This is a genomic window from Bacteroides sp. ZJ-18, from assembly GCF_011038705.2.
Classification (GTDB): domain Bacteria; phylum Bacteroidota; class Bacteroidia; order Bacteroidales; family Bacteroidaceae; genus Bacteroides; species Bacteroides hominis.
The window spans coordinates 3712261-3725866 of record NZ_CP072198.1; the positions used below are offsets into that span (position 1 = coordinate 3712261).

At 48.9% G+C, this 13606-nt stretch carries 9 protein-coding genes and 1 riboswitch; of the genes, 2 read left to right on the plus strand and 7 right to left on the minus strand.

Annotated elements, in window-relative coordinates:
- Positions 1 to 90: 90 nt before the first annotated feature.
- The 3 genes from G7Y45_RS14965 to G7Y45_RS14975 form a co-directional block, all read right to left on the minus strand.
- Positions 91 to 1068, minus strand: coding sequence for a methionine synthase (locus G7Y45_RS14965; protein WP_005778371.1), 978 nt, complete (start codon positions 1066 to 1068; stop codon positions 91 to 93).
- 63 nt (positions 1069 to 1131) lie between these two features.
- Positions 1132 to 1340: riboswitch (cobalamin riboswitch) on the minus strand.
- Between the two features lie 169 nt (positions 1341 to 1509).
- Complete coding sequence (locus G7Y45_RS14970) at positions 1510 to 3813, minus strand: TonB-dependent receptor (protein WP_005778375.1); 2304 nt, start codon at positions 3811 to 3813, stop codon at positions 1510 to 1512.
- Between the two features lie 70 nt (positions 3814 to 3883).
- Positions 3884 to 4204 carry a hypothetical protein gene (locus G7Y45_RS14975; protein ID WP_005806672.1) on the minus strand — a complete coding sequence of 107 codons (321 nt, stop codon included), beginning with the start codon at positions 4202 to 4204 and terminating at the stop codon, positions 3884 to 3886.
- 221 nt (positions 4205 to 4425) lie between these two features.
- Between G7Y45_RS14975 and G7Y45_RS14980 the strand changes: the two genes are divergently transcribed.
- The gene (locus tag G7Y45_RS14980; protein ID WP_005806677.1) at positions 4426 to 6228 is read left to right on the plus strand and encodes an ABC transporter ATP-binding protein; all 1803 of its coding nucleotides are present in this window, start codon (positions 4426 to 4428) and stop codon (positions 6226 to 6228) included.
- A gap of 31 nt (positions 6229 to 6259) precedes the next feature.
- Entirely contained in the window at positions 6260 to 7990 is a 1731-nt protein-coding gene (locus tag G7Y45_RS14985; RefSeq protein ID WP_005806679.1) for an ABC transporter ATP-binding protein, read from the plus strand.
- Between the two features lie 187 nt (positions 7991 to 8177).
- On the opposite strand, the gene G7Y45_RS14990 is transcribed toward G7Y45_RS14985, so the two are convergent.
- The 4 genes from G7Y45_RS14990 to G7Y45_RS15005 form a co-directional block, all read right to left on the minus strand.
- Positions 8178 to 9365 carry a DUF418 domain-containing protein gene (locus G7Y45_RS14990; protein WP_005820617.1) on the minus strand — a complete coding sequence of 396 codons (1188 nt, stop codon included), beginning with the start codon at positions 9363 to 9365 and terminating at the stop codon, positions 8178 to 8180.
- Positions 9366 to 9473: 108 nt separating this feature from the next.
- Positions 9474 to 11003, minus strand: coding sequence for a DHA2 family efflux MFS transporter permease subunit (locus G7Y45_RS14995; protein WP_005778382.1), 1530 nt, complete (start codon positions 11001 to 11003; stop codon positions 9474 to 9476).
- Positions 11000 to 11680 carry an HlyD family secretion protein gene (locus G7Y45_RS15000; RefSeq protein ID WP_032537032.1) on the minus strand — a complete coding sequence of 227 codons (681 nt, stop codon included), beginning with the start codon at positions 11678 to 11680 and terminating at the stop codon, positions 11000 to 11002. Before G7Y45_RS15000 ends, G7Y45_RS14995 begins: the two co-directional genes overlap by 4 nt.
- Positions 11681 to 11960: 280 nt before the next feature.
- A complete protein-coding gene (locus tag G7Y45_RS15005; RefSeq protein ID WP_005778385.1) occupies positions 11961 to 13559 on the minus strand; it encodes an aspartate:alanine exchanger family transporter in 1599 nt (532 codons plus the stop codon).
- Positions 13560 to 13606 lie beyond the last annotated feature (47 nt).

Consider the following 13606-nt stretch of genomic DNA (forward strand, 5'->3'; position numbering starts at 1 on the left):
AAGCCCGGTCGAAATCACATCGCCCGGGCCCCTCTAAACAGGCTCTTACGAATCTGTTCCACGAAAATATACTATAGTTATAAAGAAGTTCTATTCCTCTTCGGGCCAAAGTTCTCCCGCAACCATTTCAGCCATTCTCAGCGTATGCCATTGCTTCTCCTCAGCCTCTTCATAAGATTCCGAAGGTAGTACCTCAGCATTGGGAATGCAGAGTGAGAAGCGGTGCGAGGGAATATAACGTACAATCTGGTCGATCTTAGCCCTTAGTTCTTCCAACTCTTCCTCTACGGGATAATGGGAAAGGACGAAACCAAAAACCGATTGCTTTTCCCGTATGAACCACAGCAAACGGTTTTTGCCACAACATTCCGAATCATAGTCGAGGAAAAAAGCATTGATGCCCTGTAGTGAGAAAAGCATTTCGGTAGGCGAGTGAAAAGCGATGTAAAGGTCGGCAGGCAGATTTTCCAAAGCCATGTTGTTGACACGAATAGCATTATCTGTCACCGTGCGCGTTGCGTCATCGAGTTGCAGATAACGGCATCCCGATTTATACAATTCCATAATCAGCTTCTGATACACCTGTGCAATATCCACCAGCAATGTCTCGAGTTCGGGATAAATCAGATCAAGTTGCGTCCGGTTTGCGTCCTTCATCAATTCGGCCAGCAGGCGCGAAGGCGCCGGAAGCACCTGCTTAGCTATTACATCTCCGCCGGTTACCCCGGTAAGAAAAACAAAATCATCGAGCACCGGATGACGATGCACATCGATCCTGCCGGTCAGTTCGACAGAAGTCTTTCTGTCATCCCGGAATCGGATGCCATCCAATCCGCACATAAAGTCGAGCGGCCACGCATCACTGCGGAAACGGCCGTCGGTGACCACCTTCAGCCCTTCTGCCTTCAGTCTGTCCACCAGATTCCGTATTTCGGCATCTTCGACAGCACGCAAAGTAAGCAGGCTGATTTGTTCGTTTCGATATTGCTCACGGGCTTCTCTCAATGCAGGAGGCAGAAGAAAAGTACCGGCAACGTCTACTTTGAACGGAGGAACTACTTTTTCCATACGCTCTACGTTTTTAATATTGATTGTTACTATTGTGCTTTGCTCCTAACCCACGAGGAACCAAGACTTATCAGCGAGAGTGGCAGGTCTTCTGACTTAGCTTCCATTCCGAACGCCTTCCCGGCTTACACGAGCCAGTGGCAAAAGAGTATCCGATCGGAATGTTTGTATTAAAGCCTCACAGCAGCGGGACTGTCCGGGAGTCACACCCGGTTCCCTTTTAATCGCCAGAAGCAGGAAAGCTTTGGCGAACCAATCTGCCGACAAATATAAAAACAATAAATCAGATATTTGTGTTCAGAGAGATACTTTTTTCAATCGGAGCCTCTGCCGAAGTAAAACAGAGGCTCTGTCCGGACAGAACAAAGGCTCCGTCCGACCGGGACAGAGCCTTCGTTTCAACCAAGCAGAGGCTCGGTTTCCAGACTAATTGCAACGGGCTTAATAGCTGATCTTTACTCCGGCAAAATAGCTTCGCGGAGCAGCCGGCCCATAGATATATCCGGAGTCACGTTCCACTCCCTGGTCAAAGTCATTCTGATAAGCGTTGAACACATTTTGTACACCGGCGCTCAACTGGAGGTCTATCGTCTTATAAAGTTTGAAATCATAGGCCAACTTAACTCCCATATCGAAGAAATCGCGCGTATTGACCGCTATGTCATTCTTGATATAACCTGCCATATGCTGTACCAGCATCGAACCGGTATAGGTTCCCGACAAGGAAACGGAGAGCGGTTTGACAGGGGTATAGGTTGCCGTGAAATATCCATAGGTATTCGGAGTACGGAAAATCTTCTTCTGAGCCGGTGCCGTTTCACTCCATTTTTCGGGTTCGTCATAGCGGCTTTGCTGCAAGGTGACTCCCGCCTGCAACTGGAACAAAGAGAGGTAAGCCATTTTTCCTTCCATCGACAGTCCCAGCACTTTCGCTCCCGAACCATTGCGACGTTCTTTAATCAGAATCCCGTCCCGCACTCCGATGTTCTCGAGAACAAACACATCCGACAGCTTGGTATAGAAACCTTCTACCAGGAAGTTCACCTGAAAAGCACCGAAGCGGTGATACATATCCGCCGAAGCACTGAAACTCTGCGACTTCTCTTCTTTGAGATTCTTGGCGCGCTCAATCATAGACACCGTTCCGCCCACATTCTCAATATGCAGGTCTTCATCAAAAGCCTGGGGGGCACGGAATCCGGAAGAATAGCTCAGACGGAGGTTGACGTCTTGTGTAGGATTGAAACGCAAATTGGCACGGGGACTGAAGATGACATGGTTGATCAGATTATGCTTGTCCAGACGTCCGCCCAGCAAGATACTCCACTTTTCATTTTTCCATTCGTTCTGGAAGAAAGCGCTACCAATATTCACCGTCTGCCTGGTATAGCGATTGTATCCCCACATATCATCCTTCAGATTGTCCCGGTTATATTCCAGCCCGGCAGTCAGATCGGCAGGCATAAAGAGGCATTTATCGAAACTGTACACATACTGGGAACCGCCGATAAAGGTCAGGTCCGTCGTCTTTCCATAGGCATTCAGGTCCTTTTTACTACCGTAATAGCTGTCGCGGTCCGTATGCTGTGCCGATGTATACAGTGTCAGGCGGTGCTTTTCGTTCGGAGCAAAATAGTCGAACTTCAATCCCCCACCATTGATGGAATGTTGAATCTGCTCGGCAATATCGGCTTCGTGAGGCGGACGGTTCAGCATGTTGCCGCCACGGCGGAACTCCTGCAAGTGATGATACTCAAATGTTAGTTTGGAGTATGTACTTGTTTTCAGGAACGAACGGAAACCTACTGTCTGGTTTTTGAGTTTAGGCATTTCGGAATAACCGTCCCCGTCGTGATCATACGCATCGCGATGTCGGTTCTGACCGAACACATAGAGTCCTGCCCGGTGATCGTCGGTCACCAGCGAAGCATTCAGCGAGGTATTATTGTCGAAAGACGAGCTGCCGCCAATAGAAGTAATGGTGTGTGCCAACTGCCCCGAATTGCGTAACGGCTCTTTAGTGATGATATTGATGGTTCCGGCAATGGCAGACGAACCAAACAGCGCAGAACCTCCACCACGCATCACCTCTACCCGCTCAATCATGTTGGCAGGAATCTGCTCCAAACCATAAACACCGGAAAGGGCACTGAAGATGGGACGCGAATCGATAAGAATCTGCGTATAGGGGCCGTCCAGACCATTGATGCGCACCTGCTGGAACCCGCAGTTCTGGCAATTCGTCTCCACACGCACACCAGGCTGAAAGTTCAGTCCTTGCGAGAGTGTAGGCGAGTTCGTATTCTCGAACATCTTCATATCCACCACATTGACCAGCGTAGGTGCCAGCCTCCGTTTGGTCACACTTCGATTGGCAGACACCACCACTCCGTCGAGGGCTACGGCATCCTCTTCCAGCTCGAAGTTTTCTTCAAGCGTCTTCCCCTTTTTAAGCGTGACGTTGCGGCTGATGGTTTTATAACCAACCGAACTGGCTTCGAGGACGAAATCCCCTTCGGGAAGGTTTTTAAGGAAATAGTGTCCGGTGGCATCCGTCACGGTGCCAATCGTGGTTCCTTTCAGAGCAATCGTTATATAAGAGAGGTGTTCACCCGTTTTTTTATCGAGTACATGTCCGATGATATTCGCATCGGAAGCTTTCAGTTCCGGGTGTTCCGGTTGGTCGGCCATAGCCGGCAACAAGGCACAGCACAGGCTAACGAGGAAAAATATGTATTTCTTCATTTTCGTTTCTGGATAGTAAAATTACTAAATAAGTTTCTCTAAATAAAGCAGTAAAAGTGAGAGAGATGCTTTATACGGCTGAAGGCGGCGCTCTCAACGATACCACGCCTGTAACAGACGAATGGTATCCTGCCCTCTCCGGACGCCACGAAAGCGTATAGAGCAGACAAGCAATAAACTGAAGGGATAGAAAGAAGATACCGGCTCCGGTAGTCACCACATGGTTCAGCAAATGAATCAATTGAAATTCGACTGTGGTGTGACTATGGGGAGAATCTTTCTTAAACGGGTGCGAATGGACAATGGTCACCCCGTTCACTACATGTGAGTGGGTGAAGAGCGTGATACCTGCCATGTACGATATAAAGAGTACAGGCAAAAACCATCGCATTATGTTCTGACAGCATTGTTTCATCCGTTTAGTTTTGTGGCAAAGATAAGAAGTATTCCCTTACGGAACAATCCCTATTTATGGGGATAATAAGTGTAACACCGCTTCAAGGTAGATTGTTCACACATTTTCATCATTATTAGGTATTTCAGATTCAGAAAATGGTCACCACCTTTGTGAAACACATTTAACATCATCTCTAAATTTAATTGATATAGGACATGAAAAAGAAAAAAGGACTGCCCCGCCTGTTTGAGATAGCGGGCGAGAAGAAAGGCCTGCTGATACTGGCAGGTGTATTATCGGCACTCAGTGCCTGTTGCATGCTGATTCCTTACCTGGCAGTCTACCAGGTACTGAATAATTTACTGGAAAATGCGGGCGAGATAAACAACGTCGACAAAGAGTATCTGACCGATTGGGGCTGGATAGCTTTTGCCGGACTCATCGGCGGATTGCTACTTCTGTACGGCGCACTGATGTCCTCACACATGGCCGCTTTCCGTATCCTCTATGGACTGCGGGTCAGGTTGTCCGAACATATCGGAAGACTGCCTCTCGGCTATCTGAACAACAGTTCTACCGGAGCGATCAAAAAAGCGCTTGAACAGAATGTAGAGAAGATCGAATTGTTTATCGCGCACACCATCCCCGACCTGGTGAATGCGGCCGCTACGGTAGCAGTGATGTTCGTCCTCTTTTTCAGCCTCAACGGATGGATGGCAGCAGCCTGCCTGCTGGCCATTGTCATCAGCATACTCGTTCAATTCTCACTGATGTTCGGCCGGAAGTCAAAAGATTTTTTCCGCCAATACTTTGACACATCGGAACAGATGAGTGCCTCTGCCGTGCAATACGTACGAGGCATGCCGGTCGTAAAGATATTCGGGCAGACAGTCGCGTCTTTCCGTCAGTTCAGCCAATCTATTTATGCATTCAAAAAATACGCACTGCACGTATGCGACACCTACCAACCGGGTATGGTGTGGTTCACCGTACTGCTCAACTCCATCGTGACGTTCATCCTCCCGGTGGGCTTACTGCTGCTGAGCCGCGAACCGGGCAATGTGGTACTGGCCGGAGTGTATCTGTTCTTCATTATATTAGGGCCGGGTGTAGCCGCCCCGTTTCACAAGCTCACTTTTCTCGCATCGAATACTCGGGAGATTGATGAAGGGGTCAACCGCCTGGATGCCATCTTTGAAGAAAAACCAGTGCCGGAACCCGTCATACCGCAATCACCCCATAAGCACGATATCCGCTTTGAGCATGTCAGTTTCTCGTACGAAAACACCAAGGAAACCACACGTACAGAAGCATTGAAAGACATCAGTTTCACCGCACATGCCGGCGAAATAACCGCACTTGTAGGTCCTTCCGGTTCCGGTAAATCGACCATCGCCAACCTGATCCCCCGCTTCTGGGATGTCACACAAGGAGCCATTAAAATAGGCGGAATCAATATCCGGGAGATTGCGACCGGGCAACTGATGGACCGGGTCTCGTTCGTATTCCAGGATTCATTTCTCTTCTTCGACACTCTCTACGAAAACATACGCGTGGGCAAACCCGACGCTACGGAAGAGGAAGTGCATGCGGCAGCTCGTGCGGCACAGTGTGACGAATTTATCGGACGGCTGCCCCAAGGTTACCAAACGCTGATAGGAGAAGGCGGTGTATATCTTTCCGGAGGAGAAGAACAAAGAGTGTCTGTCGCCCGTGCCATCCTGAAGAACTCTCCCATCCTGGTACTGGATGAAGCCACCGCCTTTGCCGACCCCGAAAACGAATACAAAATGCAACTGGCTCTGCAGGAACTGATCAAAGATAAAACGGTGATTATCATCGCCCACCGCCTGTCGTCCATCATCTCTGCCAACCAAATCATCGTCCTGAAAGAAGGAGAGATCGTACAGAAAGGCGTACACGCCGAACTGAGCCGGAAGGAAGGAGTATATAAAAAGATGTGGGATGCCTACACCGACGCCTTCCAATGGACTCTGAAAACCGAATGCCCATCCTGACTGATGTATCTTCCAAAATATAAATAAATCAATGAATGCAATTAAAAATATCACCATCGGCCACACGGAACGCCTGCGTAAACCTGTCGGCTACACTGTACTCGCTAATTTAGTGAACATTATTCCGTTTATGCTGTCTATCGAAGTGGTCAATATTCTTTTTCGCGCTTTTGACGGCAGCGGGCAGGGACCGGACATGCAACGGTTGTGGATCATCTTCGGTATCCTTGTCGCCTATATGTTCGTCATGGCTATGGCCGAAAGACAGGCATACAGATATAACTTCCGCGGAGCCTACGAAATGAGTGCCCAAGGAAGGATCGAACTCGCAGAGCATTTGCGTAAACTTCCCCTTGGCAGCCTGTTCCGTCATGATCCGGGCGACCTGGCAAGCATGATGATCAGCGACTTTACCCTTGCCGAGACAGGCATATCCCACCATCTACCTCAATTGATGGGGGCTCTTGTGATGCCTCTCCTCGCCTTCTTCTCTCTGCTCTGGATTGACTGGCGCATGTCTGTAGCCATGTTCATTGCCCTCCCTCTGGCCGTACTGGTTTTGCTGGGCAGCAACCGGTTGCAGATGCGTCTCGGTAAAAAGCATATCCGAGCAAAAATCAATGCCGGCAGCCGCCTTGAAGAATACTTGCAGGGAATACGCATCATCAAAGCTTACAACCTGTTAGGAGGAAAATTCGAACGTCTGCGCCATGCCTTCGCAGAATTACGTCGTGCCAGCATGCGTCAGGAAGCGTTAATGGGTCCCTTTGTGCTATTGTCCATCACGCTTATCCGGGCAGGACTGACACTGATGATCCTCTGCGGTGCCTATCTGCTGATAGGCGGCGAACTTTCCCTGCTGACTTTCGTCATGTTTCTGATCGTCGGTTCGCGTGTGTTCGATCCATTGACTTCGGCACTGACCAACTTTGCGGAGTTCCGCTACTTCTCTATCGCAGGCGGACGTATCCTGAGCCTGATGCGCGAACCGGAAATGCAAGGGAACAAACAGAGTCCCCAAAGCGGTGACATCCGTTTTGAGCACGTCACCTTCGGCTACGGAGAAACGGAAGTGCTGCATGACATTTCCATCACTTTGAAACAAGGATGTCTTACTGCGCTGGTCGGCCCTTCCGGCAGCGGAAAGAGCACGCTGCTCAAACTATGCGCCCGCTTCTACGACCCGCAACAGGGAAAAGTTACCTTCAACAACACCGACATGTCGGAGATAGAACCGGAAGCCCTCATGAAGCAGATCTCCATGGTTTTCCAGAATGTTTATCTGTTTCAGGATACCATAAAGAACAACATCCGCTTCGGAAAAGCAGACGCTACGGATGAAGAAATCGAAGATGCCGCCCGGAAAGCCTGCTGCCACGAATTCATCATGAAACTCCCCAATGGGTACGACACGATGGTGGGCGAAGGAGGTTGTACGCTTTCGGGAGGAGAAAAACAACGCGTCTCCATCGCACGTGCCATCTTGAAAGAAGCTCCCGTCGTATTGCTGGATGAAGCAACGGCCTCCCTCGATCCGGAGAATGAAGTAGATGTACAGAAAGCAATCAACACGCTGATTGCCGGACGGACGGTGATTGTCATCGCACACCGCCTGAAGACCATCAAGAACGCGGATAAGATTATCGTGCTTGAAAACGGATGCGTCACGGAACAAGGTACACACCGAGAACTGATCGGACGGGAAGGACTCTATTACAAGCTATGGTCCATACAAGAGAAAACAATGGGCTGGCAAGTATAACGGTGTCATATACAGAAGCGGGGCTGTGTCGAAACTCTTTTCACCACAGAGTAACACAGAGTAGCACAGAGTCTTTTTATTAATAATCAACAACTTAAAATCTCCTCTGTGTTACTCTGTGTCCTCTGTGGTGAGTTTTGACACAGCCGCTTTGTGTACGAACGGCCGATGGATTCACTCCACCCGTTTATTCCGAACGAAGCCAGGTCAGTTTGTGCCAAAGGCTTTCCAACGGTCCCTGCTTATGTCCTTTCAACCACCATTTGCAGAAGCGAACCTGCAAGAGGAAGAACAGAAAACCGATCAGCAAACTGACGGCATACCCGCAATAAGGCGCCAAATAGAGCGCAAACGGGAAATAGATAATGGCTCCGGCAATGGACTGGGAGATGTAGTTCGTCAGACTCATCTTACCGTAAAAGCGCAAGTCGGCAGTCAGCTTCCTGAACTTTTCCGTTTGGTATAACAATACGAACGAAGCAACCAGCACTACTGTGAAAGCAAACTTTTGCCACATATCCATCACCACACCCACCGTCTGACGTATCATGTCCGGCTGGCCGGCATCCGTCAATTGTACTTTCAACTGATAGAGAGGACCGAATAACACAGCACACCAGATCAGTGCTTTTACCCAGAAACGGGTCGTGCTCTCCGAGGTGACAAATAATTGTTTCCGTCCGATCAGCATTCCCAGCAAAAACAGTCCGGCCGTTTGCAGGAAACGCCCTGCACCTATCGCCCAAAACAGGCTCGCCTTCTGCCCCAAGGTCACATTCCCCCAGATGAACTTCCAGAAATCTCCCTCTTTGGTATAGTCCGCCACTTCAGCATACATCTGCCCTACTCCTAAATCGGGTAAGGAATGGGACGGATTGACAAGGTTCATCACGTAGTGGTACCACTCCACGGGCTGCAACAGCAGGAAGACAGCCAGGATAAATACTGCCCGGTCACTCCATTTGCGGACAATAAACAGAAAGATACCGACCACACAAAACAGCAGCAGGACATCTCCCGCCGGAAAGAACGCTGCATTCAAGGTAGCAAAACCACCCAGCAGGAGCAGACGCCAGAGAAAACGGTAACCGAAATCTTTCCCTTTCTTCTGTTGATTGGCATATTGTATGTAGAACGTTAATCCGAAGAGCAGAGCGAAGATGGCATAGGCTTTTCCTGCGAACAGGGAAAACGTGACACTGAACACTCCTTCGTTGAGAATATTGAGCCACTCCGGCTGGGAAGCAGCATCGGGATACACAGGAAAGATAAAATGTTCAAGGTTGTGAACCAGCAGGATCGCCATTACGGCAAAGCCGCGCAAGGCATCTACAACCTCGATACGGGGAGTTTTTGAAGCAATTGTTTGTCGCATGTTTTTTGTTGTTTTTAAGATACGGTTATTGAATAAGTGGCAAAAGTAATAAAATGAAGTGATAAATCATTCACTTCATACCTATATGTAAGTACGAAACTACATACATTATCTTTTTTTCGTCCTGAGAAACAGTACCGGAACAACGCACAGCAACGTGACAATAAAGGCAATGAAGAAATCGTCGTTGATGGCACTGATATATCCCTCCAGATCGATACGCTTCAGTACCAGCATTTCTGCCACTTCCTTGGCGGTATCGGGTGTGTTGCCTCCCGTATGTTCTATGAAGCGGCTTAAAGAGTGGATAGTCTGGCGGTATACGTCTCCCGTATAGTTCAGGGCTTCGCTGTATCGCTGTGTATGAAAAGCCGTACGCTGCGTCAGCAGATGGCTGAAGATGGCCACCCCAAAACTTCCTCCCATCTGCCGGACAATATTGGTGATACTGGAGGCTTGTGCCATATCGCTGTTACGGATATTCACCAACGACAGAGTCAGCAACGGAGTGAAAAGCAAGCCCATACCCAACCCACGCAAATAGAGACTCAGCATAATATACCACTTTTCGGTCAGGAAAGAGAGGTAATAGTTCATATAGAAACTGACGGCCATCAACAGAATGCCCGACACAATAAAGACTTTGGGATTGATGCGCTGCATCAGTTTACCCGATAAAGGCGAAGCGACTCCCTGGATAATGCCCACAGGCATAAAAAACATACCGGCCTGCAAAGCAGAGTACCCCAGATTGTCCTGCAAATAAAGAGGAATGAGGAACGTACTGCCGAACATACCGATACCAAAGACAAACAGGATCAGGTTGGATAACGCAAAGTCCTTGTCAACAAACAGGCGCAGATTGATAAGCGGTGTCCTGACAGTGAACTCAAAGTAGAGAAACAAAATAAAGGTGACCACCGCAATCCACATAGCTCCGAGCACTACGGGGCTGTTCCATCCCATGGAGTTGGTGGACGAATTGACTTCGGAAAGCCCATACATAAAGACAGGCAGGAAAATGGCAGAAGTAATGAAGCCGGGAATATCGAAGGGAACTTTGGTTCCTTTCACATGTTCCTTCTGTACAATGGCAGTTACGATCAAAGCGAGAATCCCTATCGGGATATTGACGTAAAAGATATAGTTCCAGTCCATGTAATCAACCAGGTATCCACCAATGGTAGGACCAAAAGAGACCGAAGCGGCGGAAGCGATAGACCAGAATCCCAATGCCGTCCCCCGTTGTTCGGGCGGAAATACATCGCTCACAATAGCCATACCGACGGGAAGGAGCATGCCACATCCAAAACCTTCGATCACCCTCCAGAAAATAAGTTCTTCGATAGTGGACGAACTTCCACACATGAAGGAGCCGGCTGTAAAGACAAGCAAGGATAAGAAATAGATCTTTTTATAACCGAAGCGTTCGGACAGCCATCCGGCGGCAGGCAGAATACTTGCCATCGAAAGCATGTATCCCGTCAGTACCCATTCGGCCACATTGATGTCCGCACCGAGCGTACCCATTATCACAGGCAGTCCGGTGTTGACAACAGTAGAGTCCAGCACCGCCATAAAGGTGCCTATCATAATGTTGCCCAGTACGATCCACTTATAAGAAGAACCTTCTTTCATTCTTTGATAATCTTCACGTTAGCAGACATCCCCGAAAGCAGGCGGAGATTTGCTTTCAATTTCTCTTTCCCTTCCACCCGGTCGATCGAGATTCTCAATGGAATCCTTTGGGCTACCTTCGTATAATTGCCGGAAGCATTATCGGGAGGAATCAGGGAAAACTCGGATGCAGCGTTGGCACCAATGTAGAAAATCTTTCCATAAAACGTCAGTCCGGGATAGGCGTCGAGGGTGAAAAGGGCCGATTGTCCCATACGGATCTCGTTAAATTTAGTCTCCTGCAAATAGACAGCCACCCAGAGTTCTTTACCTTCGTTCAGAGTGAAGATGTTTTCGCCCGGCTGCAACAAATCGCCGGGAACCACCCACTGTTTGGCTATCAGGCCATCTACCGGCGAAACGATCCGGCAATTCTCAGTCGCCGTACTGTCCAGCATGGCCAGTAATTCACCTCTCTTCACGCTGTCTCCTTCGTGTTTGAAGACCGCAGACAGCGGAGCCATCACACGGGCGGAAACGTTGACACGGCCGCCATCGAGATTTGCGTCTATCGTAGAGACGTATTTCCGATAGTTCCACCACCATACAATGGCAACGACAAAAGCGATGATAAGCAATATCACCAGCCAGATAAACTTTTTCTTATCAGAAGTATTCGATGTATTTGCAGCGTCCATAATTCTTGGGATTAGAGTTACAAGGATGGAAACAAAATCCGCAAGAAAAGGTTTGGAAAGGGAAGGAAAAGGAATCGGATTCCACTGAAAAACTCACCACAGAAGGCGCAGAGTAACACAGAGTGATTTTTAAGTCATGGAGGTGCGTCGAAAGTCTTTTCACCACGGAGTAGCACAGAGTATTTACTATAGTAATCAACAACTTAGAATTATCTCTGTGTCACTCTGTGTCCTCTGTGGTAAAATTTGACATGCCCCCGGAACTCTCCGGTGGAATAACTTAGTATACTACCGTTGCTATCACCTGTATAAACAGGATCAGGAATACCATTGCAATCGGGTATACCGTTGCATAAGCTACACTCGGGATATTGCTGTCTACCATGGAATCGGCAGCGGCAAGCCCCGGTGTACTGGTCATGCCACCGGTTATGGTACCCAGCAAATCGAGCAGACTGATTTTAAACACCAGACGCCCAACGAACGCAGCGATCAACATCGGTACGAGGGTGATGGCCGCACCTACTCCGAACAGCAACAAACCGCTCTCCTGGAAAGTAGCAACCAGATTCTTACCGGCCGATGTGCCTACCTCGGCCAGGAAAAGCAACAATCCCAACTGACGGAGCAACTGGTTGGCAGGGCCTGACATAGACCAGAGGATAGGACCTGTTTTACCCACCGCGCTCAGCAGCAAAGCCACCATCAGCACACCACCAGTCAATCCCGGTGAGAAAGATAATCCTCCAGGGAACGAGATATTAAGCTTACCGAAAATGACTCCCAGCACAATACCCATGGCAATAGGGAAGAAATCGGTGTCGGACAGCTTCTTGGCATTGTTTCCCAGTAAACGGGCTACTCCTTTGATACCTTCCTTCTCGCCCACCACCATCAGTTTATCACCAAACTTCAGTGCCAGATCGGGTGACGGTGAAAGGTCGATACCACTTCGGCGAACACGGGTCACGGTACAGCCGAAATTCTTCATCAGGTTCAAGTCGCCCAGCTGTTTATTTATCATGTCCTTTTTGGTCAACAGCAACGATTCTATCTCCTGCGTGTTTTCCAATGGAAGTTCACCTTCTTCACGTTCACCCACCAGTACGGCCAGTTGGGTCAATGCTTCCTCGCTACCCACTGCCTGGATGTAGTCTCCTTCACGAAGCACTGTATGGGCTGTCGGGATGGATATCTGTTCCTGATGTTTCAGACGTGAAATAACGGCTCCTGTCATGGCACGTGCATTGATCTGCATCAGGCTGCGGCCAAATACGCTCGGATTCGTGATGCGGTAGATACAGGTCCCCAACTCCGGGAATTGTCCCCGGCGTTCTATCTCGAGGCGACGGGCCTCCTTGTCAAGATCAATACGCATAATCTTAGGCAACAGCTTCACGAACAGGATGACGCCAATCACACCGAACGGATAGGCAATACCATAAGCGATAGACGCCAATGGAGAATTGGTGCTGTCGATGGCAACAGCCAGACCCGGCGTACTGGTCAGCGCTCCGGCAACCAGACCTACCACACTGGGAGTATCTATATCGAAAGCATACTTCAAACCGATAGCCGTAAAGCAGGCCGAAGCAATGATAAGAAGTGTAATGATGATCAGCGTCTTCCCTTTACTACGGAAAGAATCGAAAAATCCCGGACCTGCCTGGATACCGATCGTAAAAATGAAAAGTACCAATCCGAAATTACCCAGTTCCTTTGGGATAATTACACCAAAATGCCCAAAAAGAAGGGCAATGAAGATGACCGCCGACACATCGAGCGATAGCCCCTTGATCTTGATTCTTCCCAACATGAAGCCTAACGCTACGATAAGGAAGAGCGAGAAATAAGAGGAGTGCAATAAGTCAGTAAACATAAATAAAAAGGTTAATTTTAGTTGTTAGTGGTGCAAAGGTACGTAAA